This window comes from Aequorivita sinensis (assembly GCF_006346335.1).
Classification (GTDB): Bacteria; Bacteroidota; Bacteroidia; order Flavobacteriales; family Flavobacteriaceae; genus Aequorivita; species Aequorivita sinensis.
On the sequence record NZ_VDMC01000001.1, the window covers coordinates 298,316 to 323,628 of the forward strand.

Sequence of the window (25,313 nt, forward strand, 5' to 3'; positions counted from 1 at the left end):
AAAACAGAGGGAGTTTATTTTACAACTTCAAGCTTTTGACATTCCATTACATTCTCAAAAACTGGATAGAATTCCATAACGTTTTCTACATTATCAAGACGGCATAAAAAATTTACCGCAGCACATAGTCCTTTAAAAAGTGTTTCTTTAGAAGTAGCAAATTCAGGTTTAGCGTTTTTGTGATGCAATGGTAATACATAACCACAGCCTTTAAGAAATTCTGTCTCTATTTTTAAAAGCTCTAATGGCGTATATCCAAAGAATCTTCTTCCTAGCCTTTGATTCACCAAGCCTACATAGTTTAATTGCAACGAACCGTGATAATCGCTTAAATGCTTCCAACTATCAGTATTGTTACAAATAGTGCCAACAGCACAACTCTTGCAACACTCAGCGTTTAAAGTGCCATTATGAAAAGCAGTATATAGCTTATCTAAAGCATCATCCAATCTTTTGGTTAATTTCATAATTACCTAGTTTACAACACTATGAAATTAAGCAATTTAAAAAAAACCTTCAAAAATATTGGTTCTTTTTTACAGGTTACAGCAGTTTTATTTTTTTACTCTGTGAAAATCCAAATCTTGATAGTTATAGCTAAAATCGGTTAATGGTGAAATTGGACTCATTTTAAAACCATTGGCATTTCCTTCGGTATCAAGGTTAAAATTCACAAAGGCATCTGCTTTAAGTGAGGTGTCATCCCAACGTACTATATAAGTAGTTCCCTTATAAAAAGTCAAAGAACCAACTAGGTCTATTGCCTTTTCAGCTTTAAATCGAATTTTTCCGTTTTGATTGCTGATTTCCACTTTCCCAAACCACGGGTCTTTATATGTCCCTAATATATTAGAAGGGTCTGGTTTTGGTGCTTTACTTTTTAATTGAATTTTTAAATCTGATGCTATTTGAGCATTAATGCTATCCTCAGCTCGCTCTCCTTTTAATCGGCGTTCGTTGTAGTCCTTAATTCTGTCTTCGCCTTTTATTCCAAAATATCCGTCTTTAATAGAATTAGTAATTGCTGAAAAAGCAGCGCCACTTTGTTGATTGGTAAGTACAATAATCCCTAATTCTAATTCTGGAATTATGGTAACTTGACTAACGATTCCTAATAAACCACCTGTGTGTGTAGCTTGAAAATAGCCATTTACATCACTTAAAAACCAACCTAAACCATAAGCTGAAAAATGAGTATTATAATGTCCTCTCCCTCTTCTAACTAAAGTTTGTGGCGTCCACATTTCACGATGCATCTTTTTGCTAAATAGGCTGTCTTGAAGTTTTTCGCCGTATTTCCCTTCGTTTATTTGCGCTTGAACCCATTTGCTCATATCGTTAATAGAAGCGTAGATTCCTGCTGCAGGCGTAGCTATTTGTGTAAATGTATAACCTGTTATTTCTAATTTTCCATCTACTGGAGCATGTCCATCTATACGGTTATTATCGGCATCAATTTCAGGAATTGAAAGTAAGGAGCGATTCATCTCCAATGGCTTAAAGAAGTTATCTTCTATATAAGTGTCGAAATCTTTGTTAGAAACACGTGCTACAATCTCCCCCGCCACAATGTATAGAAGGTTGTCATAATCATATTTTGAACGGAAAGAAGATACTGGTTTTAAATACCTCAGGTTATGAATCATTTCTTCCATAGTGGTGGTGTTTTTTGCTGGAAAAACCATTAAATCACCCGCGCCTAAACCCAGACCACTTCTGTGCGTCACCAAATCGCGTACAGTAAATTCAGCCGTTACGTAAGAGTCGTGTAATTTAAACTCTGGAATAATATCAGTTACTTTTGTATCCCACTCCAATTTCCCTTGATCTATTAATTGAGCAAGCGCAGCAGTTGTAAATGCTTTAGTATTTGAAGCAACTCCAAAAAGTGTGTTTTCATTAACCTTTTCGTTGGTTTTTAGTGAACGAACCCCATAAGTGTTTTTATGATAGATTTTTCCATCTTTTAATACCGCTACAGCCATACCTGGAACGTCAAAAGTTTTCATGGTTTTATTTACCAAACTATCAATTTGGGAACTACTCAATTCCTGTGAGGTTACAGAAAGATTAAAAGACAATAAGAAAATAAAAAGAAGAGAAGTCTTAATGGCAATTGGATTCATATAAAATGATATTTTGAAATTAAAGCTTAAAAGTAGGTAATCTTTCCTTAATTTCTCCGCCATTTTCTAAGTCGAACCCTAGTAAATTGCTACGTAAGAGTATTAAAATTGCATATGGGTTTCTAAAAATTAAAAACGAAATCAAAAATATTTTAAGAATAATATTTGATAATTAAAGACTTATAGCGCATCTATATCTATTAAAACATTATTTTTAAGGTGAATATATTTAAAACTCTAACCAAAATTTAAAATATGAAATCACTTCTAATAATTGGCATTTCATTATTAATCAATTTCACAAGTTTGGCTCAAAATGCTGAAGTTGCGAATGAAAACGATAAAAATGAAGAAATTTTTTCATCAAAAGATAAGGATTATTTGCAGTATTGGCATTACGAGCAAATTTTGCAAATGGACCTAACTGAAGATGAACGAGACGGTTATCTTTCATTGCTAAACTACTATACATACAAAATGTCTAGCCTTGGCTCATCCAAATACAATTATACCGATTCTGAAAGAAAAATTAAATTTGATGAACTCGTAGTGAAATTAAACAAGGAAATGAAAGAACTTTTAAACCCTCACGATTACAAAATTCACGAAGATAGTTTTAAGAAAATTATTCAATTAGTTTATAATAAAAGAGAGTGGAATAACTAAATACCTCTTTTTATAGCAATATTTCATGTTAACTGTAAAAAGTGAAACTTATCATAAAATCTTCAGTTTTTGCGGCATTTCAAATTTATGGCTCGCTTTATGAAATGCACGTCCACAGATTACCATAATCTTCACATTAGTTTAGGATTTTAATAAGTACCAATGTGCAATTTAAAAGGTAGTTTTCCAAAAAATTTATAAATTATGAAATTTCAATTATTTACCATTGCATTTGCCGCACTAACATTATTCAGTTGTGGTGTAAATCAAAACAAAAGTATGTCAGCTAATAGCGACCAAGTAGAAATCACAAATACCAAATGGGTTCTTGAAACACTGGAAGGACAAAAGGTTGATGCTTTTCAAAACGGAAAAGAGATAAGTTTTACATTAGACACTGAAGAAAACCGCATTAATGGTTTCTCAGGTTGTAACAGCTTTTTTGGGATTTATAATCTAGAAGAAGGAAATAGAATTAGATTTTCGGCTTTAGGTGCAACAAGAATGGCTTGTCCTGAAGGCGCTATTAATGAAAATGATTTTTTAGAGATTTTTAACCTAGCCGATAATTATACAATTAATGGAGATAAATTGGAATTAAATGTAGGTAAAAGAGCACCTTTAGCTGTATTTAAAAAAGCTAAAACTTCTGCAGAACCTATTGTAGAGAAATATTGGAAACTGAAAAAGCTTGATGGTAAGGATATCAAGATGGTTAAAAATCAAGAAAAAGAAATATACTTTATGTTAAAAACTGATGACAACCGAGTAACTGGTTTTGCAGGTTGTAACACAATCTTAGGGTCTTACAAGCTAGAAGAAGGAAATAGAATTCGTTTTTCAAATATGGGATCTACAATGATGGCGTGTCCAGATGTTGATTTTAATGAGGCTGATTTTCTGAAAATCTTTCAAATAGCAGATAATTACACAATCGATGGAGATACGCTTACATTAAATGTTGGAAGAAGAGCTCCTCTAGCCGTTTTTGAGGCTGTTTATTTCAACTAATTTTTATCGTCTGCCCGTTATGCCGAATTACAAAAGTGATTTTAATTGACGCTTTTTTAATATAATCATTACAGAAAATAAATCAAAATGATGGAAAACTAACGATTTTTAAAATTGTGGTTTTCCATCAATATTTTTAATTTCTTCTATTTCATACTATTTATTATATTTAGTATTTGAATTTGATAATCAACAACTTAGTGTGTGATTTCAATTAAAACACCAATATGAATTACTTACTTCTATTTTTTTACTTTTTCATTTCTCAACCACAAACCGATACTTTTACGCTTACTTTAACCGTTGATAATATTAAAGAAGTAAATGGTACTATTGAAATAGGCCTTTTTAACAATGGCGATCGATTCCTAGAAAAAGGTCAAGCTTATAAAAGTATTTCAATTGCTGTAAATAATAGCTCGGAAACTATTACTATAGAAAATATTCCAAAAGGGACATATGCAATTTCACTGTTTCAAGATCTTAATGATGATAAAATTTGTAACCAAAACTTTTTTGGTATTCCTAAAGAACCTTATGCCTTCTCTAACAACATAAGACCGAAGTTTTCTGCTCCTACTTTTGAAGATTGTCAATTTGAATTGAATTCGGATAAATCGGTTAGAATATCTCTGTTAAATTAGGGAGTAGTATTTTACAACCACAACTCTCTTAAAACCAATACCCTACATACCAAGAATTGCTAATTACACAATAAAATGGTATATTCGCGCCATTGTGTTTTAAAATTATCATATTAAGAGGTTATTTTTAGCATATTCTTTAGCTAACCACCACTTATTTTAAGTCTAGTAATTAGACTTTCTAGTTGCCCATCGCAACGTTTTCACAATCGATTATTAACATTAAGCAGTTACTTAAAGTAATGTGCTTGAATAATTATATTATTTTATGAATAAGAAACGCACGAACAAGAAAAGAGTTGGTATTATTGGTGCTGGACCTAGTGGTTTAGCGCAACTTAGAGCTTTTGAAGCATTGCAAAACAAAGGCGAAGAAGTTCCAGAGATAGTATGTTTTGAAAAGCAGAGCAACTGGGGAGGAATGTGGAATTACACATGGAGAACTGGTGTTGGTAAATACGGGGAGCCGATTCACGGTAGTATGTATAAATACTTATGGTCTAATGGACCTAAAGAATGCTTAGAGTTTTCTGATTATTCGTTTGATGAGCATTTCAAAAAGCCTATTTCATCATATCCACCAAGACCCGTTTTATTCGATTATATTCAAGGAAGAATTAAAAAAAGTAAAGCCCGCGAATACATTCGATTTGACACTACAGCGCGTTGGGTAAGTTATGACGAAAAAACAAAAAAGTTTACCCTTGTTCTCGACGACTTAAAAATTGATAAAACTTATTCAGAAGAATTTGATTATCTAATTGTTGCATCTGGGCATTTCTCTACTCCTAATATGCCTTACTTTAAAGGAATAGAAAACTTCCCTGGAACAGTAATACACGCTCACGATTTTAGAGGTGCAGATCAGTTTAAGGATCAAAACTTACTATTGATAGGAAGTAGTTATTCCGCTGAAGATATTGGAGTACAATGCCATAAACACGGGGCAAAATCGGTTACACTTAGCTATAGAAGTAACCCTATTGGGGTTGCATGGCCAGAAGGGATAAAAGAACTTCCACTCGTAACGCACTTCGAAGATGATACTGCTTACTTTAAAGATGGGACTACCGAAAAGTTTGACGCTGTAATTATGTGTACTGGATACCAACACAAATTCCCTTTTTTACCAGATGAACTTAGATTAAAAACAAAAAACAATCTTTATCCTGATCACCTCTACAAGGGAATTTTCTTTAACAAGCTTCCTCAATTAATTTACTTGGGTATGCAAGATCAGTATTATACTTTCAATATGTTTGATGCTCAAGCATGGGTTGCACGCGACTTTATGATGGGGACTTATAAGCTTCCTGAGGAAAATGAAAGAAGATTAGATATGGATAAATGGTTGGAAAGAAATGACAAATTAGAAACATCTTTCGATCACGTAGATTTCCAATCTGATTATATAAAAGACTTATTAGCCCTTTCGGACTATCCAGATTTTAATGTAGATACTGTAGGTGAAATGTTTAAATCTTGGTTGAAAGACAAAGAAGAAAACATCTTAACCTATCGTGATAAAACATATAAAAGTGTGGTTACTGGAACAATGGCTGCAGAACATCATACTGACTGGATGGATGAACTTGACGACAGTAAGGAACGCTATTTATTCGAACCTGAAGAGGAAGAGGCAATTCCAGAAAACATTTAAAGTTTTCTTATTTCATAAACAGAACTACCCATTAAAGCATTTTAATGGGTAGTTTTTTTGTAGAAAAGGTTGTCAATGAATATTTAACAATAGATTAATTTATTTTAGTTCGCAAAACACCGAACTAATCGTAATTTTGTTTTGTCGTTAGATGGATGCATCTTATCACTCAAGAAAAATGTATCAAAATATCAATAATTAACCAAAATTTAAAATCATGCAAACTTCATTTTTACAATCTATTAAGGATACTATTAAGCATTGGTACATCCCATTATTTGTTGGGGTATTGTTTGTAATACTAAGTATAGTAGTGTTTTCATCTCCTTTAGGATCAATGTTAACACTGTCGATATTTTTTGCGCTATCATTTTTATTTAGTGGTCTGTCCGAAATTATTTTCTCTATTGCCAATAGAGACCGATTAGACAACTGGGGATGGTCCTTAGCTTTTGGAATTATCACATTTATTGTGGGAATTTCATTATTAAGTCATCCAGCACTTTCAATAACAGTACTGGCATTTTACATTGGTTTTTTACTTCTTTTCCGCTCTATTTCATCTATAAGTTTTGCTTTAGACCTCAAAAAATATGGCAGTAAAAATTGGGGAGGATTACTTGTTTTTGGAATTTTAGGAGCAATTGTTTCCTTCTTATTAATTTGGAATCCACTTGTTGCAGGATTAAGCGTAGTTGTATTAGTTGCTTTAAGTTTTCTATTTGCTGGAATTTTCAGCATTCTATTAGCACTCCAATTAAGAAAGATACATAAGGCAACTAAGGAAATTTCCGACGATTTAAAAAATCGTTATGCAATCCTAATGGAAGATATTCGCAAAGAATGGGATAGTTAATATCAAGAACTTCTCGGGAGGTTTTAGATGTATTTCTGAAATTATTTTAGGCCATTTTTCGACGTTTATATTCATAGGAATAGCCTAATTTTGCACATTTTTCAATGTCTAATAACACTAAAGCCATATTGTCTAAAACCGCCCGTATTTGGTTATTGTTCGGAATACTTTTCCTAGCAATTAACCTTCGTCCAGCACTTTCTAGTATTGGACCCTTAATAGATGATATTGGCCGCGACTTAAACCTATCAGAAAGTTTATTAGGCTTATTAACTACTTTGCCACTTTTGGCTTTTGGTTTTATATCTACAATTACGCCTTTTTTTACTAAAAAATTCGGTCTAGGAAGAACCTTACTAGCATCCATGGTCCTTCTTACACTAGGGATACTCATCCGCTCAAGTGGTGGTGTTTTTGCGTTGTATTTTGGAACTATGCTTTTAGGAATTGCTATTGCCTTTGGTAACGTTTTAATTCCAGCGATAACAAAAAGCAATTTCCCGAATAAGGCAGGATTAGTAACAAGTTTACATTCAGCTTCAATGTCTTTAGGCGCAGGATTGGCTGCAGGATTGAGTGTCCCACTAGCAAAAAATTTAAATCTTGGATGGCGGGGCTCACTTTCGGTATGGGCAGCACTTGCTGTTATGGCATTTTTTATATGGATTCCTCAGATTAAAAAAATAAAGAATACCACCCCGACTAGAGGTCTTAAAGAGGCTATGAAAAAACTCAGCAGTTCTAGACTAGTATGGCAGATTGCAATTTATATGGGATTACAGTCTTTTGCATTCTACGTGATGTTAGCTTGGCTACCTAGTATTTTAATAGATTACGGCTACAATGCAGAATTTGGGGGTTGGATGCTTTCCTTATCTCAAGCTACTGGAATTCTCGGAGCACTTATCATTCCAATATGGGCAGCCTCACGAAAAGATCAACGTGCAGTAGTTGCATTTTTAATTTTATTCGAAATTATAAGCTTCATAGGATTAATGTTACCTGCTTTTATCCCAATTTACATTTGGGTTTCTATCCTTGGGTTTGTTCTTGGGGGTGCTTTCAGTCTGGCACTTCTTCTAATTGTTCTACGCGCTCCAGACTCCGAAACAGCGGCAGAACTTTCTGGGCTTGTGCAATCTATAGGGTATTTTCTAGCTGCCATAGGACCTTTTCTTATTGGAGTAATTCAAGATTTTACAAAGGAATGGATGTACTCTTTAGGACTATTAGTATTAGTCGCTATTTACAAGCTAATTGCGGGACTACAAGCAGGCAAAGCTCAAAAGGTATAAAAACCTTCATACAGTTTAGCATTGCCCAATAAAATACTAATTCTCTTTACTTTTTGAATAAAAAACAATCTTGATGTTTTCAATTTTCTTTGAAAACCTGCTCACTCCTAACTTAAAACTGCTCTCTTAAGCCTAAGAAGAACTTTTAACAAACTTAGGATTGAGGTACAATTTCCCTTTTTTCAACTTGTCTAGGTAATTATTCATATCCGCATAGATCTCTGGAGCTAGAATATACAAACCTGCTATGTTTGGAAATGACATTGCTAAAATCATCATATCGGCAAAACTTAATACCGCTCCAAGACTTACCGAAGCTCCAAGAACAACAAAACCTAGATACATAAACTTGTAAAGCAACTCTCCCTTTTTACTTCTTCCGAATAAGTAAGTCCAAGAACGCATTCCGTAATAAGACCACGAAACCATGGTAGAGAAAGCAAATAGAAAAACTGCAATTGCTAATACAACTGGGAACCAAGACACCACACTTCCAAAAGCATCGGCTGTAAGTTCAACACCTCCCATTCCACTATTTCCTTCGTGTTTCCCTGTAAAGATTAATACTAAGGCGGTCATTGTACAAACTACCATAGTGTCGATAAATGGTTCAACAATAGAAGTAAAACCATCAGCGATAGGGTGATTCGTCTTTGCAGGGCTATGAGCAATGGCAGCAGAACCAACTCCTGCCTCACTAGAAAATGCTGCACGCTGTAATCCTACTATAAGCACACCTATAAATCCACCTTTAAGTGCATCGGCTGAAAAAGCACCGTCGAAAATCGCTAAAAACGCTCCTCCTAGACCTTCAATATTAGATCCAATTACTACTAAACAACCCACTATATAAAGCAGAGCCATAAATGGCACTACTTTTTCTGTAACCTTGGCTATACTTTTTATTCCTCCAATAATTACAATTCCAACAAGAATTGCGAATCCAACGCCAAACCAAAAACCTTGACCTTGTAATATTGGAATCTGCTCCGAAACAATTTTAAAAGCTTGGTTTGATTGTAGCATATTTCCACCACCAAAAGAAGCTCCCACTCCCAAAATTGCAAAAAACGCAGCTAGAAATTTCCCTAAACCTTTAAGGTTGCGCTTTTCAAGACCATATCGCAAATAATTCATCGGCCCACCAAAAACACGTCCATCAGAGTCGATAACACGATATTTCACCCCCATAGCACATTCGGCAAACTTCATAGACATCCCGAAGAACCCAGCCATAAACATCCAAAAGGTAGCACCAGCTCCTCCCAATGAAATAGCAACAGCAACTCCTGCGATATTCCCTAAACCAACAGTTGCAGAAACCGCAGTAGCCATAGCCTGAAAATGCGTAATACTTCCTGGAGCACTAGGATCGTTATACTTTCCTCGTGCTAAATCAATAGAATGTTTAAACCCTCGGATGTTTATAAACTTTAAACGAAGTGTAAAAAAGATACTTCCAAAGATTAACCAAATTACAATAAATGGGATAGTGTTGGTCACTATGTCGCCATTAGGATGTAATAGATGTTGTTCACTTTTAAAATCTATTCTACCCACGGTAAGCTCCTCCGCAGAAGAGGCTAAAGAAGTCGGCGTTATAAGTGTACCTTCCTTTATTATTTGATGTAGGGTTCCGTTATAATTTGCTTGTAATATAGTTTCCTCACCATCAATATCAAGTATAGCAAGCTGTTGTTTTTTCTTTACTTCATCACCATCTTCAACCAACCATTTTTTTACTAAATAGTTATTTTGCTCAATATCTGTATCTGGTGGCGATATATTTTCGTGAGAAATATAAACTGTAGGGTCATATACGCCTAAGGTCGCAAATGGATCCCAAAATAGGATAGCCCCTAGAAAATCAACTGCGGGCTGAACTTTACTGTTAAAGATTTCGGTGATTGATTCTGCTGGAATTTTAAAGGATTTCGAAGCTGTATTTCCCTCAGAGTCGGTTACCGTTACCGAATGATCCATTCCTTCAATTAAACCTTTTGATCGTTTCGAGATTAATGAAGTGTTTTTATTACTCCATTTATACTGATAAGGAGGTGTACCACCTTTAACTTTTATTTGAGCGGTTCCGTTATTTATTTCGGAGGAAGGGTTGTTTAGGTCAAGACTGATTTCCAAATCACCATTGGCATCAATTTGACTTTGGGCATAACTGCTCGACATTAGAATAAATGAAAGAAATAGAATACACAGTGCTCTAATCATCAATTTTTGGGCTTTTTTGGATTTAAATTGTTGAATTTTGCAATTTAATGATAAAGAGAAGTCTACCCAAGAAATTCCCACCCTTTCTCAAAATTCATTAATTATAAATGAGGTGTTTTCTACTATAAAAATTTTTATTTCTGAAATGCTTTTAACTCATTTGAATAAAGAAAACACTCTGTTAAATAATATTTAAGTTTCTCCGGTTAGAGAAATTTTCGACCTTCTATTCGTTATATTTGAGTGAATTAGAAAAACTCGAATTCTCAAAACCATAATTATAAAATATGAAAAATTTAGAAGGAAAAGTAATAATTATAACAGGTGGCGCAGCAGGAATTGGTGGTGCCATGACCACAGAACTAACAGAAAGAGGTGCCAGTGTAGTTGCTGTAGATTTAAATGAAGAGGCAGGAAGAGAAAAAGTAGCATCTAACCCTGAGAAAATAGCCTTTTTAAAAGGAGATATCTCTAAAGAGTCTATTGCAAAGGAAGCTGTTGAATTAGCTGTTTCTAAATTTGGAAAACTTACGAGTTTGGTAAATAACGCTCATGCCTCTCGCCAAAAACCACTTTTAGAACTTACCGAAGAGGATTGGGCTTTATCTATGAATACAGGTTTAAAAGGCACTTTAAACTTTATGAAAGCCGCATACCCTGAACTTAAAAAACACAAAGGTTCTATTGTAAACTTTGGTTCTGGCGCAGGATTGTTAGGGCAAAAAAATCAAGGAAGTTATGCTGCTGCAAAGGAAGCTATTAGAGGCTTATCTCGAGTTGCTGCTAATGAATGGGCAGAAGATGGGATTAGAGTAAATGTAGTTTGCCCGCTTGCGTTTACAGATGGAGTTAAACAGTGGAAAGAAGCATTCCCAGATCAATACGAAGAGATTATCAGTAAAAACCCAATGCATCGTTTTGGAGATCCCCAAAAAGATGTAGCTCCAATTATTGCATTTTTATTGAGTGAAGATAGTCAATATATGACCGGCCAAACTTTGATGGCAGATGGTGGAGATATAAAATTGAGATAGAGTAAAACATATGAACCCAAAAGAAATATTCAATTTAGAAGGAAATAATAAATGGGGAACCCCTATACAAATGCACGGACAAAATGAATTGAAAAGAAAACGGTACAAATCAAAAAAGCTGAACAATGACGTCATTGTTCAGCTTTAATTAATAAATTTAATCCTTTAATAATCTGTATCAGTTATTTAGGACTAGACAGATATTTTGAATACTGAAGGTTATTCCTTCCCTTCCTTCAATAAAGAAGTTAGAATTCCACCATCTATTAAAATATCGCTACCAGTTATAAAGTTTGCTTTGTCACTGATAAGGAATTTTACAACCTCAGCAATATCCTTTGGAGTTCCTGTTTTTCCAAGTGGTGTTAGCTCTATCATTTTATTAATTCTGTCTGCATGTTCTTCCGCTGCTTTAAGTCCCATAGGAGTCATAATCACTCCTGGCGATACTGAGACAATTCGCGCACCTTTTTGACCTATTCTAAAAGCATTCTCTTTAAGAAGTAGCAATACCCCTCGCTTGGCGAAATTATACATCATATCGGCATCGTCATTTACGAATTTTGCTATTGTAGAAAATGAATCTTCCTTTTGAGGGTTTAATAAAGCAGCATCATACTCCTCATTTGGCGGAATAGTATGCCCCATAATAGATGAAAACAATACTAACACTGAATTTTTAGTCGCTATTTTATAGAATTCGTCTATAACAATATCTGTTCCCACTAAATCTATATTGAATACATTTTTAGGCTTTTGTCCGCTACCGCTAACTCCTGCTGTATGGATTATTCCACCAAAATCTCCCTGATTAAGAGAGAACTTCATCAACTTTACAACATCATCTTTTTTAGTAATATCACAAGCTATCCCCACCGCATCATAACCTTCTTTTGTGAGGCTCTTTACTGCTTCATCAACAGCATCATTGGAATAATCGGTAATTACTAATTTATGGTCTTTCAATACTTTCGCACAAGCAGTTCCAATCCCTCCTGCACCACCAGTAATTACTATTGTTTTTTTCTTATTTATAGCTTCCATATATCTAAAATTAAATATTCAACAAACTCAAAGTTACCACTTATCACTTTGCTTTGAAATGATATAAATCACTAAGCAACAACTGAAAATTGGCTTTCTATCGTGGATAAATTACTACTTTACTTAAATCTGGGAAATGTCTTTCTAACTTAGCAGGTAATCTATCTAATTGCCCAAAGTGTGAAACGTATCCTCTTCTAGCAGAGACTAAGATTATAAAATCTGTAGAATTAACCTGTTCTAACAACTTACGGAAATCTTCCCATTTACTAAATGGATGAAAATTTAAAGCTAAGTTAATCTTATTGCGTTTTGCGAAGTTTAAAATCTCTTGATGTGTATCTTCAGTACAATTTAGATTAATTGGAATAGAGAGTTCAACCGAAAGTTTAATTAATTTGTTAACCCAAGATTCAAAACCTTCTTCAAATTCAGCATTTGGAGGCACTACCACAAATAATCTTTTGTGATCCACCATAGGCACAGCAAACTGACATATAAATAGCGTCTTTTCAGTGTTTTCTAATATACTTTCAACTTTATCTCCAATCAAAATATCTAAAAACCCTGTTTTCTGAGGCCAACCTAATAAAATAAGATCGGCGGTAATTTCTTTAGCGGTTCTCGATATTCCACTAGCAGCATTGTGATCGATAGTAGCATTAATTGTAACATTTGTTTCTGAAGCGGTAGTTTCTGCGATAAACTTTTCAAGTCCTTGTTTAGCTTTTACTATTTTAATTTCGGCTTCTGTAGTATTTGGAACTACAGTTAACAATGAGAGTGGATGCGTAGATTTTTTATCCTTTATTAAAACAGCAAACTCTAAAATCTTATCAATATTAGTCATATTGGCGATAGGTATTAGAATCTGTTCACTATTTGTTGCAGAAATAGCAGAGACTTCATCATCTCCATCGCGAATAATCATTTTTGCAGCGCTTTCAGTTGCGAAGGAAGCAACTATACATGTTATTAATATTAGGAGTACGGTGCCGTTAAGAATATTTGAATCAAGAATTCCGGCATTATACCCAACTAAAATCACAGCTAGAGTAGCGGCAGCATGAGCACTACTTAATCCGAAAATCAGTTTTCGTTGTCCTTTTGAAAATTTAAAAATAAGCTGTGTGAAAAAAGCTGCAATCCACTTTCCAGTAATAGCAACTACAGTTAAGGTTGCAGCAATAATAAGCGCCATAGGTCCGCTTAAAATCACACTAACATCTACTACCATTCCCACGCTAATTAGGAAAAAAGGGATAAAAAGAGAGTTACCAATAAACTCAATGCGGTTCATCAAAGCGGAGGAATTCGGAATAAGTTTGTTAAGAGCTAATCCCGCTACGAAGGCACCAATAATAGATTCGAGCCCTGCAAGTTCTGCTAAGAAGGCAGAAAAGAAAACAACTGAAAGCACGAAGATATAATGCGAATGCTTTTCGCTTTCTAAGGTTTTAAAAAACCATTTTGCAATCCTTGGAATAACAAGAAACATAAAAGCTGAAAACAAAATAAGAGAGACTCCCAATCTAATCCAGAACTCTTGAGTAAGTCCGCCTGTGTGCGAACCTAAAATTACCGCTAGTAAAATAAGCACAGCAGTATCTGTTAAAATTGTTCCGCCTACGGTAATGGCAACTGCGATATTTTTAGAAACTCCAAGTTTACTAACAATTGGATAAGTCACTAAAGTATGAGTAGCAAACATACTTGCCGTAAGCAGACTAGCATTTACATCGAAACCTAAAAGGTAATGACATACTGGAAAGCCAAGCGCAAGTGGAATTGAAAAGGTGAGGAACCCAAAAATTATACTTTTATTCTTGGTGGCTTTAAACTCGTTTAAATCCAATTCCAATCCAGCAATAAACATAATATATAAAAGCCCAATAGTTGAAAATACATCTACAAACAGACTATCTTCTAATAGATTTAGACCTTCAGGGCCAATAATAATCCCAGATACAATCAAGCCGATAATTCCAGGGATTCTAATTCTGTTTAATACAACAGGTGCTAATAAAATAATAAAAAGCACCAATGAAAATATCAATACCGGATTGTGAAGAGGCAGCTGAAAATGTTCAGTAAGCTCGTTGAGAATAGCATCCATAGGGTGTTGGTTTTGTTTTCCTAAAAGCAATCTCTAATTTTCTAAATCAGCATTATTCGCTCCTAAGGTATCTCGTAAAAATAATAAATATACTTTGTGAAAGGCAATTGTTATGTTACTATTCAACATTGTTATGCAGTTATATTTAAATTAAGTAGTTACTTATTGTCTTATTGAATTCAAACCCTAACAATAAAAGGCATAAATTTGTTATCTGCATATTTCACACAACGTATTTGTAATAAATTGAAAATATAGAATTGTTATGACTGAATTTTTTGAAGCCAATAAAATCCAACTTATCTACGCGGTTATAGTTATTATCGGTGTTTTTATATTGCGTTTCTTAACAGGAATTCTTCATAAACGAGTAATCATCGCCGAGCAGAAAAGATTTCCAGGAATGAAGTCTAATGCTATAAATCTAATTAAAAGGATTTTAAATTCACTTTGGTTGGTATTGGGTTTTATGGCTTTAATTTTCTTGTTTTTTGGGGAAGCTTACAAAAAACTTCAAGACGATTTTAGAATAGTTATTTACATAGGAATTGTAGCCGTTATTACCATTGTTGCTGCCTCATCTGTAAACCTATGGTTTAGACGAGCTATAGAACGAAAAACTATCGAAAATGAAGACCCGACGGCATTCAAGTTCCTACGTTATGTGGTAGTTTTTTCCGTTTATATACTTGGTTTATTAATTGCTTTATTAGCGTTTCCTTCCTTAAAAGGTGTTGCACAAACTGCTCTGGGTGGTGCTGGTGTTATTGCTTTAATTGCAGGTGTAGCCTCGCAAGAAGCTTTGGCAAACCTTGTAGGTGGAGTTTTTATTATTTCGTTTAAACCGTTTAGAATTGGCGATATAATAAAAATCACCGATTCTATGGTTGGTACCGTTACCGATATTACATTAAGGCACACTGTACTTCGAAACTTCGAAAACAAAATGATTGTTATTCCGAATGCAATCATAAATAAAGAAAAAATTATCAATTATGATATCGGCGATCTTAAAATCTGTGAACGTATAGAGTTTGAAATATCCTATGAAAGCGACCTAGATTTAGCTAAGAAGATTATGCAAGAGGTATGTGAATCACATCCATTAATTCTAGACAACAGGTCGGAAATAGATGTTTTGGACGGAAAACCTATTGTACGTACTGCATTAGTTTCTATTAACGCTTCTACCTTGTCTGTTCGAGCTTGGTGCTGGGCTAGAAATTATAGTGACTCCTTTAATTTAAGATGTGACATTCTAGAACAAGTAAAAAAACGTTTCGATGTTGAAGGGATAGACCTAGCCTATCCACATACCACCGTTGTTTTTAAAGATGAAGAATTGTTTAAAAACAAAAAACCGGAGAGCTAATACTTCAATTTTCATACTTCAGAAACTTAAATGTAAATTTCATTTTACCTGTAATGGAAAAAGATAATAACGAATCAAAGACTATTGTAAAAGTTGCTTTTATAATTATCATGGTGCTGTGTATTTCAGGATATGTAAGCAGTCCATTAGCTTTGGTTGGAGGATTTCTATTCTCTTACTTTTTAGGCCATCCATTTTTAACATTAAACAGCAAAGCAGTTAACTGGCTTTTAAAAATTGCCGTAGTCGGATTAGGGTTTGGAATGAATCTTAAGGAAACTTTAGCTGCCGGAAAGGACGGTTTTTTATTGACTGTTTTCTCTATCATCGCCACTTTATTTGCAGGCTATTTAGTGGGGAAACTCTTAAAAATGAATCGTAAAACTAGTCACTTAATTAGTTCAGGTACGGCAATATGTGGTGGAAGTGCAATTGCTGCGGTTTCACCTGTAATAAATGCTTCAGAAAAAGACATCTCTATTTCATTGGGAGTGATTTTCTTATTAAACTCTATTGCTTTAATCGTTTTTCCTCCTTTAGGACATTTGCTTGGCCTTAGCCAGCATCAATTCGGACTTTGGTGCGCTATTGCTATACACGATACAAGCTCTGTTGTAGGAGCTGCTTATGCTTTTGGGGATGAAGCCTTAAAAGTGGCTACAACAGTAAAACTTGCTAGAGCCCTTTGGATTATTCCGCTGGCATTACTATCGGTTTATTTGTTCAAAGGAAAAGGGAAGAGCGTAAAAATTCCTTATTTTATCTTCTTATTCGTCTTGGCTATTATCTTGAATAGTTATTTACCAATACCGGAAACAATTACTACTAGCATCACAAGTATTTCTAAATCACTATTAGTACTTACCTTGTTCTTAATTGGGGCTGGACTTTCTATAGATAAAATCAAGTCTGCTGGATGGAAGCCCATGATACTAGGCTTTACCTTATGGGTTTTTATTTCGGTTAGTGCTTTATTAGCAATCCTTAGTTTGTAACCTCAACATCAAAAAGTTTTATAAATAGACTCTGCGCCTTTGCAATTAATTAAATCGCAAAGACGCAGAGAATTATGTTTAATTAATATGTAGTATTAAATTAACTTAAGCTGATTTATTATCTCTTGTAAAGAAACCTTCGCATCGCCAAAGAGAATACTACAATTGTCAAGTCCAAATAAATCGTTTTGAACTCCTGCATAACCTTTCCCCATGCTTCGTTTCATAACCACAACTTGCTTACTTTCATGAGCTCGTATAATTGGCATTCCGTAAACGGGGCTATCTGGATTATTTTCGGCAGCTGGGTTTACAACATCGTTAGCTCCAATAACTAAAACCATATCGTATTGCGACATATTTTCGTTACCCTCATCCATTTCTTTTAAACGAGAATACTCAACATTTGCTTCTGCTAGTAAAACATTCATATGCCCTGGCATTCTACCTGCTACTGGGTGAATAATATAATCTACTTCACAATTTCTTTTTTCTAACATCTGTTGCAGTTGCCCGCAGGTGTGTTGAGCTTGAGCAACAGCCAAACCATAACCCGGAACGATTGCTACTCTTTGAGCAAACGAAAGTGCCAATGCCGTTTCTGAAACACTTATATCTTTAAATTCCTGCTCTTCTTCTGCAGCTCCTCCTTTGCTCTTTTTAAAAGTCCCAGCAAGCACTTTCATTAAAGAGCGGTTCATCGCCTTACACATTAACAATGTAAGTAAAATCCCTGCAGCTCCAACAAAAATACCACCTGCAATCATCACTTTATTGCCGTAAACAAATCCGGCGAAAGCTGTTGCAATACCCGTAATACTATTTAAAAGTGATATAACTACCGGCATATCTGCACCGCCAATTGGCAAAACGAAAAGCACACCATAAACCATTGCAATAACAGCTAAGATGTACATAAACACAGTAAATTCAACAGGGATAAATCCGATAAAATAAAGCACTGGAAGCAAGAACATTAATAGTAAAAGAAATCTTGCTGAAAATATTACCAACTTAGTACGTCTGTCTTTTACTTTACCTGCCAGTTTACGCTCGGCAATAATACTACCAGTAAGAGCCACAGCCCCTGTAATTAACCCTGAAATAAGAAGGATTTTATTTCCTAATATAGCTGTTGCAGCATCCATTTGGTTGGCTTCCACTAAACCTAGTAACATAGCACACCCACCCCCAGTAGCATTAAACAGCGATACTAATTGCGGCATACCTGTCATTTCAACTTTATCTGAAAGTCTTTTACCTACTACAGTTCCGACAGCAATAGCTAAAAACAATATTATTAGGTTAGTATATGGAACAGTTTCTGTAACAGCCGAAATAAATGTTATTACCACGGCTAGGGTCATCCCCGAGGCAGCTATAAGGTTACCGGTTTTTGCATTTTTAGGAGAACTCATAAATTTTAATCCACCTAAGAAGGAAAGAGTTGCTAATAAATAACCTATTTCAATGATTGCTTGCATTGGTTTTATTAAGATTTGGAAATTAGTTGGAAAGAAATCGGATTTAAGGATTAAGAGTAATCCTTCTATTTATTATTTTCTTTTTTAGGACTAAACATTTTAAGCATACGTCCGGTTACAAAGAAGCCCCCAGAAATATTTAGTGTTCCAAGAAAGACTGCAATACCTCCTAAAGTGAGATTGAGGTAATCGTCTTCTGGCACGTTTAGCATTACTATAATAGCTCCTACTAAAATAACCCCACTAATAGCATTTGCACCAGACATAAGTGGGGTGTGTAAAATAGCAGGAACGTTTGAAATTACTTCAATGCCAATAAAGACACAAAAAATAACAAAATAAATTTCTTGAATGTGTTGGTTGATGAAATCCATAATTTAGGCTGGTTGGAATTTATTGATGAAATGTGGGTGTGTCCATTCTCCATTGTCCAATATCTTAGAACCTGATAACAATGGATCATCTACTGAATTTTCAGCTTTTTGTTTATATTTTAAGAAAGAGAAAAAGTTGTTGGATAGTAACCTAGACGCTGCTGCAGGTATATCGGCAGATAGATTTGAATTCCCTATAATTGTAACACCGTTATGCTGAATTGTTTCCTTGTTCCTAGAAAGTTCGCAGTTACCTCCTTGCTCTGCTGCAAGATCTACTATTACACTTCCAGGCATCATTGCATCTACTGAACGAGTTTCAATTAGTAAAGGTGCTTTTCTCCCAGGAATATTTGCAGTACTAATTACAATATTTGCAGTACGAATATGATTGTGGATAAGCTCTTTTTGCTTTTTCTGATATTCTTCACTCTGTTCTACAGCATAACCACCAGCACTAGAGGATTCAGTATAACCTTCAACTTCTATAAAAGTTGCACCAAGACTTCGCACTTCTTCTCCTGCAGATTTGCGGACATCAAAAGCTTCTACTACCGCACCTAAACGACGCGCTGTTGCAATAGCCTGTAGTCCTGCAACTCCAGCACCCAAAATTAATACTTTAGCAGGAGTAAGTGTTCCCGCTGCTGTAGTAAACATTGGAAAAACTCCATTGTAAATTTCAGATGATTTTATAACCGCTCTGTAGCCGGCCAATGAAGCCATAGACGAAAGAACGTCCATAGATTGCGCCAAAGTGGTACGAGGCAATAAATCCAAACTATAGACGGTTGCTTGGTTATTTTTATAATTTTCAAATTTAGTATCGTAAAATAATGGATTAAAAATACCGATAAAACAAGTATTTTCCTTTATTTCAACTTCACTAAAAGTATGGTTGATAGATACAATGGTATCCGACTTTTCGAAAATACTTTCTCGCTTCGCACAAGTTGCTCCAGCTTGTTCGTATTCTTCATCTTTAATCTGAAGCGAGTCGCCAAGTCCTGACTCAAAAAGAATATTATATTTTAACTCTGCCGTTAGGCGTTTTACTTCTTTAGGCAATAAACAAACCCGAATATCATTAGGGGTTTTTAAAATACCTATAGTTTTGGCTTGAGTGTTTTCGCTCATATGTGAATTGAGTTTTCGGTTTTAAAAAAATTACTTTAATAAAACGCTAAAATACTCTTCTTTTACTTTTCTATAGTTTTCTAAATGTTGCATATAGTTTTTTCTAAATTTTTCGTGTTCAGACACAAAAAACATATCACATTCAACATCTTCACACTCAGCAGCTCTAGGTAAACCATCTTGGTACTTTTGAAACTCTATTATTTTTAAATTGTTTACTTCTTTTTCCTTTAAGAATTTCTCTAGCACAGCTTGTGATTCTTCTTTGGTTGTAAGTTGCGCTTTACCTAGATCTACTAGATTAGTAATTTCTTTCCCAATGTAATTTAAATGATCTAACCAGTTTTCAAGCTCAACATAATTGTTTTTATAAGCTATTGATTCAGGGGAATCGTGATTGTAAATCTGCATGATACTCTTTTTTTAAGTTTATTAAAGCACTTAATTACAAAAACTCATTTGCAACTAACCACTCTTAAATTATTTAAAGGTCTTGCCTTTTATTATAACAATACGTCTATATCTATTGGTTTTTCTGCTTGTTTAACACTTGTAATTAGCAATTCTTTTGAACCATTAGGAAATTTCCAAATTACAGAATCGCCTTGCGCATAGCCCATTACAGCTGCACCCATTGGAGCCAAAATCGAAATTTTATTTGCTGCTATATCACGTTCGGTAGGAATTACCAACTGAAATTGATTTTCCCAAGTACCAGATTTAACCGTAACTACACTGTTAAAGCGAATTACATCATCAGGCATTTCATCGTTATCGCAAATACGAGCAACAGTCATTTCTGTGCTCAATTTTTTCAACGATTCTTTTGTGTTTTCGTCTTTATAATAGCCGGAAACATTTAATAGACGCTTTAAAAAGACGTATTCCTTTTTTTCTAATATCAAATTTCCATATTTCATGGTTCCTTTGTCTGTTTTAAAAAAAGATAGTTCATCACAGTGCTTTATAAAAAACAATATGTGAGGAGGATGAACTATCTTTTACAAGTTGGTAAAAGATTATGGAAATATACCTCTAAGTATATAAGCTTTTTCAATACGCTCAATGGCTATACTAAAAGCTGCTGTTCTCATATCTGTTTTATTTTCTTCTGTGTATTTAACGACTTTTTCAAATGAAGTACGAAGTTTCTTCTCAAGCTTTTCTAGAATCTCATCCATTTGCCAAAGCTCTCCGTTACGGTTTTGAAGCCATTCAAAATAACTTCCTATTACACCTCCTGAATTACATAGAATGTCTGGAATAATAGTTATTCCACGTTCCATTAATATTTTTTCTCCTTCAACATCTGTAGGACCATTTGCTCCTTCAGCAATTAAAGTTGCTTTTACGGTATGTGCGTTATGCTTAGTAATTTGATTTCCTAATGCCGCCGGAATACAGATATCGCAATCTATACTGAAAAAATCTTTACTTTCAAACGGTTTGGCCTCTGGGAAACCTAAAATGCTTCCATTGTTTGAAATACTATAGTTAAAAAGATCTTCTGTAGAAATACCTTCTTGATTTTGAACACTTCCAAAAGCATCTTGTACACCTACCAATTTGGCGCCTTCTATTTCTAGGAAATGTGAAGCCCAATAGCCCACATTACCGAAGCCTTGAACGATGTACTTTTTACCTGCTAAACTAATATTATTCTTTTCTGCCCAGAATTTAATAGTTAAGAAAACACCATAACCTGTAGCTCGGTCACGACCTTCTAAACCACCACTTCCTGTTGGCTTTCCTGTAACAACGTGCTGGTTTTTTGAACGCTCACTAGTACTTTTAGTACTCATATAAGTATCGGCAATCCACGCCATTGTTTGAGCGTTAGTATTTACATCTGGAGCAGGAATATCGTGCTCAGGTCCTATGTTTTCACCTAAAGCATAAGTAAATCTACGGGTAATACGCTCTAATTCATTCTTAGAATACTTTGAAGGATCTATTTGAATCCCTCCTTTTGCACCTCCATAAGGCAAACCTGCCAACGAAGTTTTCCAAGTCATCCACATCGCTAATGCACGTGCAGCATCAATATCTACAGTAGGATGGTAACGAAGACCTCCTTTGTATGGCCCAAGTGCATTATTATGCTGAACTCGATACCCTGTAAATATTTCCACGTCGCCATTATCCATACGAACTGGAAAATTTATAATAATTTCGGTGTTAGTAATACTGAGGATTTTGCGAACATTTGGATTCAGATTTATTATATCTGCTGCGTGGTTGAATTGCTCCAACACATTGTCCAACATCCCTCTTTTTAATGGCTTTGGTTTTTCCACTGTTTGTTCGTTTATCATTTTAAATAATTTTAATTAGCTGCCATTTCTGGCTTCCTTTTTAATAAAGGCTTCGGTGCGTTTTGCTGAAATTTCTCAAAATCGCCACAGATAAACACCAAGCTTGGATTATGCGTAAACACAAAACAAGTAACGTATGAACGTTTGATAACACAAATTTTTTATGCTTTCTCCTGCTTATATATTACTTAAACATTTTATCGGCAAGGCGCGTGCCATCTATTATTTTATAGTCATAAATTTACACAAACATTTGAAACAACAGGCCTTTAGACGATTTTTTACATTAAAAAAGTTAGGCTATACTCTGGGGAAAATTTTCTCAGGTGGGGAGAAATTCCCCATCCTAAAATAAAGGATGAATAAGAAAGGTCTGAAGTTTTTTAAAAGACTCTAACTACTATTCTTTAATTTTACCACGAAGTGTCTTTCGGTCGATATTGAGAATTTCGGCAGCTTTGGTTTGATTATTATTTGTGGCCTCTAGCACTTTTTGGATATAAATCTTCTCCATTTCTTTTAAAGAAAGTAAATCGCTGTCTGGAAAGTCTATCTGATATTTAAGTGTTTCAGGTAAGTCTTTTACGCCAATTGTTCGATCGCACATAATTACCGCACGCTGGATTACATTTTCCAATTCACGAATATTTCCTGGCCAATCATACCGTTGCAATAAGGCTTGCGCATCAGAATCTAGTGTAACGTAACGATCTTTGTATTCATTTCCATATTTAAACAAAAACTTATCTGCTAATAATGGAATGTCCTCTTTTCGCTCGCGAAGTGGTGGTACATTTATTTCTACAACTGTTAATCGATAAAAAAGATCTTCTCTAAAAGTCTCCTTCCCAATCATTTCTTTTAAATCGCTATTTGTTGCTGCAATTACACGTACATCAATTTTTTCTGATTTTCTTTCACCTACTTTCATCACCTCCTTCTCTTGTAAAACTCTTAAAAGTCGGGTTTGAACAGATAACGGCGCATTTCCAATTTCATCTAAAAAAATAGTACCACCTTCTGCAGCTTGAAAAAAACCATCGCGGTCTTCATTAGCTCCTGTAAAGGCTCCTTTTACATATCCAAAAAGTTCTGATTCTAACAGGTTTTCAGGGATTCCTCCACAGTTCACGGCAATAAACGGCGCACGAGAAAATTTACCATTATAGTGAATAGAACGAGCTACCAACTCCTTTCCTGTTCCACTTTCACCACTTATAAATATTGTGGCCTTGTTGTCTTTTACCCTATCAATTATCTGAAGTACGTTCTTTATTAACTGACTCTCCCCGATAATTTCATTATACCTTTTTGTGTCAACTGATTCTGGAGTTTTCTTTCGTTTAGACTTGGTTGAAAGGGATTTTAGAACCCCTTGTTTTAATTCTTCTTTGGTAAAAGGTTTTACCAAATAATCCACCGCACCAGACTTAATAGCTGAAAGGGCATCTTGAATGGAAGGGTAGCCTGTAACCACCAATTTGGGCATATTAGGATAGTGTTCTGAAACAAATTGAATAAGTTGGAATCCATCAACTTCAGGCATTTTTAAATCGGTAATAAGTAAGTCTATTTCCGTGTCGCGCAAGATAGCTACTGCTTCTTTTACCGAAACTGCTTTATACGTATGATATCCTAACGAATGTAGATGCCGCTGAATAAGCTCAAGGATATTTATATCATCATCAACTATCAATATGTTTTCCTTTTGCAGCATCTGTTTTTTTAATGTTTTTGAAATGTAATTACAAAAATAGCACCTCTAGGATTATTATCCTGATAGTCTATGGTAGCACGATGACTTCTTATAATCCCGTGTACAACACTCAACCCAAGTCCTGAACCATCTCCAACAGATTTTGTCGTGTAAAATGGTTGAAAAATTTTATCGACATTCTCATCTGGAACACCAGGTCCTTCATCAGAAATTTTTAAGATTATACTTTTATTTTCCTGTTCCAATGAAATTGTAATCAACCCATCTTGAGGAGAAAAGTAAATGGCATTTAAAGTTAAATTAAAAATTACTTGAGTAAACTGAATAGTATCGGCTTTAAGCATAACTGCCTCATCAGGAAGTATCACCTTACACCTAACTTCGTTCTTTTTAAAAGTAGGATCAAGTAAGTTTACGGCATCTCTAATTACAGGAACAATATCTGTTTGATCCAGATTTTGTGGCATTTCACAAGCAAAAAACATTAGTTTTTTAACCACTTCTCTTGAGAAAATTGCGCTATTAATTATTTTATCGAGGTCTTTGCTCGTTTGAGTGTTTTCAGTCTCTTTACTTTTTAGTAATTCTGCAAAACCAAGAATATTAGCAAGAGGGGTATTGAGTTCGTGAGCAATTCCCGCAGTAATTTCACCCAAAATACTCAATCGGTCTGCGTGTTCCATTTTTCGCTTTAGAACCGTTTCATTTTCTCGAATTGATACGCGCTCTAACAAATCACCAACATGAATTGCCACAGTATCCAACAACTGTTTTTCTTCTTTTAAAAAATCTTCTTTAGAATATTTATTCGACGGATAGTGCACTTTAATATACCCATTCGGCTCGTTAAAAACTTTAATATTGCTTTCAATTGTAACACTGGTTTTAGGCAGCGCATTTGAAATAAGATGAAATGGATGCGAGTTTATTTCAACAGTAGTGTGCTTATTAAATTGAAAAGACTTCCTAAGACTCAATACAATCGAGTATAGAGTTTTATCTAATTCGTTATAATCGTTGTTTACAATTATAGATGAAACCTCATACAAACAGGTGAGTTCTTTGAGACGCTCGGTAAGATTTTCTTCTGGTGTCATAAAAGATAATAGATCTTTTTCAAAGGTATCAAAATAAAAGCTTCGTAGGGTTTTAGTAGTAGTTTCACTTGAAAAAACCGAATAAAAAAACTGTTTAAGACCTCAAATACGTCTTAAACAGTTTTTATAAAATGCCTTAAGCTT

General features: G+C 34.6%; 22 protein-coding genes. 9 read left to right on the forward strand and 13 right to left on the reverse strand.

Annotated elements, in window-relative coordinates; all coding sequences use genetic code 11:
* Nucleotides 1-14 precede the first annotated feature (14 nt).
* Together FHP04_RS01390 and FHP04_RS01395 are read right to left on the reverse strand one after the other, a co-directional pair.
* Complete coding sequence (locus FHP04_RS01390) at nt 15-467, reverse strand: Na(+)-translocating NADH-quinone reductase subunit F (protein ID WP_139854043.1); 453 nt, start codon at nt 465-467, stop codon at nt 15-17.
* 87 nt (nt 468-554) lie between these two features.
* On the reverse strand, nt 555-2,126 hold the full coding sequence (locus tag FHP04_RS01395; protein ID WP_139854414.1) for a serine hydrolase: 1,572 nt from the start codon (nt 2,124-2,126) through the stop codon (nt 555-557).
* A 255-nt stretch (nt 2,127-2,381) separates the two neighbouring features.
* Between FHP04_RS01395 and FHP04_RS01400 the strand changes: the two genes are divergently transcribed.
* The 6 genes from FHP04_RS01400 (at nt 2,382) to FHP04_RS01425 (ending at nt 8,258) form a co-directional block, all read left to right on the forward strand.
* The gene (locus FHP04_RS01400; RefSeq protein ID WP_139854044.1) at nt 2,382-2,792 is read left to right on the forward strand and encodes a hypothetical protein; all 411 of its coding nucleotides are present in this window, start codon (nt 2,382-2,384) and stop codon (nt 2,790-2,792) included.
* Between the two features lie 204 nt (nt 2,793-2,996).
* On the forward strand, nt 2,997-3,803 hold the full coding sequence (locus FHP04_RS01405; protein ID WP_139854045.1) for an META domain-containing protein: 807 nt from the start codon (nt 2,997-2,999) through the stop codon (nt 3,801-3,803).
* Nucleotides 3,804-4,030: 227 nt separating this feature from the next.
* Nucleotides 4,031-4,447 (forward strand): DUF2141 domain-containing protein, encoded by a 417-nt coding sequence (locus tag FHP04_RS01410; RefSeq protein WP_139854046.1) that lies wholly within the window; start codon nt 4,031-4,033, stop codon nt 4,445-4,447.
* 268 nt (nt 4,448-4,715) lie between these two features.
* Nucleotides 4,716-6,107, forward strand: a complete 1,392-nt coding sequence (locus FHP04_RS01415) for an NAD(P)-binding domain-containing protein (RefSeq protein ID WP_139854047.1) — start codon at nt 4,716-4,718, stop codon at nt 6,105-6,107.
* A gap of 217 nt (nt 6,108-6,324) precedes the next feature.
* Nucleotides 6,325-6,963, forward strand: a complete 639-nt coding sequence (locus FHP04_RS01420; protein WP_139854048.1) for an HdeD family acid-resistance protein — start codon at nt 6,325-6,327, stop codon at nt 6,961-6,963.
* 104 nt (nt 6,964-7,067) lie between these two features.
* Complete coding sequence (locus FHP04_RS01425) at nt 7,068-8,258, forward strand: CynX/NimT family MFS transporter (protein WP_139854049.1); 1,191 nt, start codon at nt 7,068-7,070, stop codon at nt 8,256-8,258.
* Between the two features lie 132 nt (nt 8,259-8,390).
* On the opposite strand, the gene FHP04_RS01430 is transcribed toward FHP04_RS01425, so the two are convergent.
* On the reverse strand, nt 8,391-10,484 hold the full coding sequence (locus FHP04_RS01430; protein WP_139854050.1) for an amino acid carrier protein: 2,094 nt from the start codon (nt 10,482-10,484) through the stop codon (nt 8,391-8,393).
* Between the two features lie 287 nt (nt 10,485-10,771).
* On the opposite strand from FHP04_RS01430, the gene FHP04_RS01435 reads away from it, so the two are divergent.
* The gene (locus FHP04_RS01435; RefSeq protein ID WP_139854051.1) at nt 10,772-11,518 is read left to right on the forward strand and encodes an SDR family NAD(P)-dependent oxidoreductase; all 747 of its coding nucleotides are present in this window, start codon (nt 10,772-10,774) and stop codon (nt 11,516-11,518) included.
* Between the two features lie 219 nt (nt 11,519-11,737).
* On the opposite strand, the gene FHP04_RS01440 is transcribed toward FHP04_RS01435, so the two are convergent.
* A complete protein-coding gene (locus FHP04_RS01440; protein WP_139854052.1) occupies nt 11,738-12,562 on the reverse strand; it encodes an SDR family oxidoreductase in 825 nt (274 codons plus the stop codon).
* A 97-nt stretch (nt 12,563-12,659) separates the two neighbouring features.
* The gene (locus tag FHP04_RS01445) at nt 12,660-14,678 is read right to left on the reverse strand and encodes a cation:proton antiporter (protein ID WP_139854053.1); all 2,019 of its coding nucleotides are present in this window, start codon (nt 14,676-14,678) and stop codon (nt 12,660-12,662) included.
* A 265-nt stretch (nt 14,679-14,943) separates the two neighbouring features.
* On the opposite strand from FHP04_RS01445, the gene FHP04_RS01450 reads away from it, so the two are divergent.
* Both FHP04_RS01450 and FHP04_RS01455 read left to right on the forward strand, forming a co-directional pair.
* Complete coding sequence (locus FHP04_RS01450) at nt 14,944-16,050, forward strand: mechanosensitive ion channel family protein (RefSeq protein WP_139854054.1); 1,107 nt, start codon at nt 14,944-14,946, stop codon at nt 16,048-16,050.
* A gap of 53 nt (nt 16,051-16,103) precedes the next feature.
* On the forward strand, nt 16,104-17,045 hold the full coding sequence (locus FHP04_RS01455; protein WP_139854055.1) for a YeiH family protein: 942 nt from the start codon (nt 16,104-16,106) through the stop codon (nt 17,043-17,045).
* 95 nt (nt 17,046-17,140) lie between these two features.
* On the opposite strand, the gene FHP04_RS01460 is transcribed toward FHP04_RS01455, so the two are convergent.
* The 8 genes from FHP04_RS01460 to FHP04_RS01495 all read right to left on the reverse strand — a co-directional run bounded on the left by FHP04_RS01460 (nt 17,141) and on the right by FHP04_RS01495 (nt 25,169).
* Nucleotides 17,141-18,529, reverse strand: coding sequence for an NAD(P)(+) transhydrogenase (Re/Si-specific) subunit beta (locus tag FHP04_RS01460; protein WP_139854056.1), 1,389 nt, complete (start codon nt 18,527-18,529; stop codon nt 17,141-17,143).
* 65 nt (nt 18,530-18,594) lie between these two features.
* Entirely contained in the window at nt 18,595-18,903 is a 309-nt protein-coding gene (locus tag FHP04_RS01465) for an NAD(P) transhydrogenase subunit alpha (protein ID WP_139854057.1), read from the reverse strand.
* A gap of 3 nt (nt 18,904-18,906) precedes the next feature.
* On the reverse strand, nt 18,907-20,040 hold the full coding sequence (locus tag FHP04_RS01470) for an NAD(P) transhydrogenase subunit alpha (protein ID WP_139854058.1): 1,134 nt from the start codon (nt 20,038-20,040) through the stop codon (nt 18,907-18,909).
* Between the two features lie 30 nt (nt 20,041-20,070).
* Complete coding sequence (locus tag FHP04_RS01475; protein WP_139854059.1) at nt 20,071-20,451, reverse strand: hypothetical protein; 381 nt, start codon at nt 20,449-20,451, stop codon at nt 20,071-20,073.
* Between the two features lie 92 nt (nt 20,452-20,543).
* Nucleotides 20,544-20,945, reverse strand: a complete 402-nt coding sequence (locus tag FHP04_RS01480; protein ID WP_306785647.1) for a GreA/GreB family elongation factor — start codon at nt 20,943-20,945, stop codon at nt 20,544-20,546.
* A gap of 114 nt (nt 20,946-21,059) precedes the next feature.
* Nucleotides 21,060-22,355 (reverse strand): Glu/Leu/Phe/Val family dehydrogenase, encoded by a 1,296-nt coding sequence (locus FHP04_RS01485; RefSeq protein WP_139854061.1) that lies wholly within the window; start codon nt 22,353-22,355, stop codon nt 21,060-21,062.
* A 400-nt stretch (nt 22,356-22,755) separates the two neighbouring features.
* On the reverse strand, nt 22,756-24,072 hold the full coding sequence (locus FHP04_RS01490) for a sigma-54-dependent transcriptional regulator (RefSeq protein ID WP_139854062.1): 1,317 nt from the start codon (nt 24,070-24,072) through the stop codon (nt 22,756-22,758).
* Between the two features lie 8 nt (nt 24,073-24,080).
* Nucleotides 24,081-25,169, reverse strand: a complete 1,089-nt coding sequence (locus FHP04_RS01495; RefSeq protein WP_139854063.1) for a sensor histidine kinase — start codon at nt 25,167-25,169, stop codon at nt 24,081-24,083.
* Nucleotides 25,170-25,313: the final 144 nt, after the last annotated feature.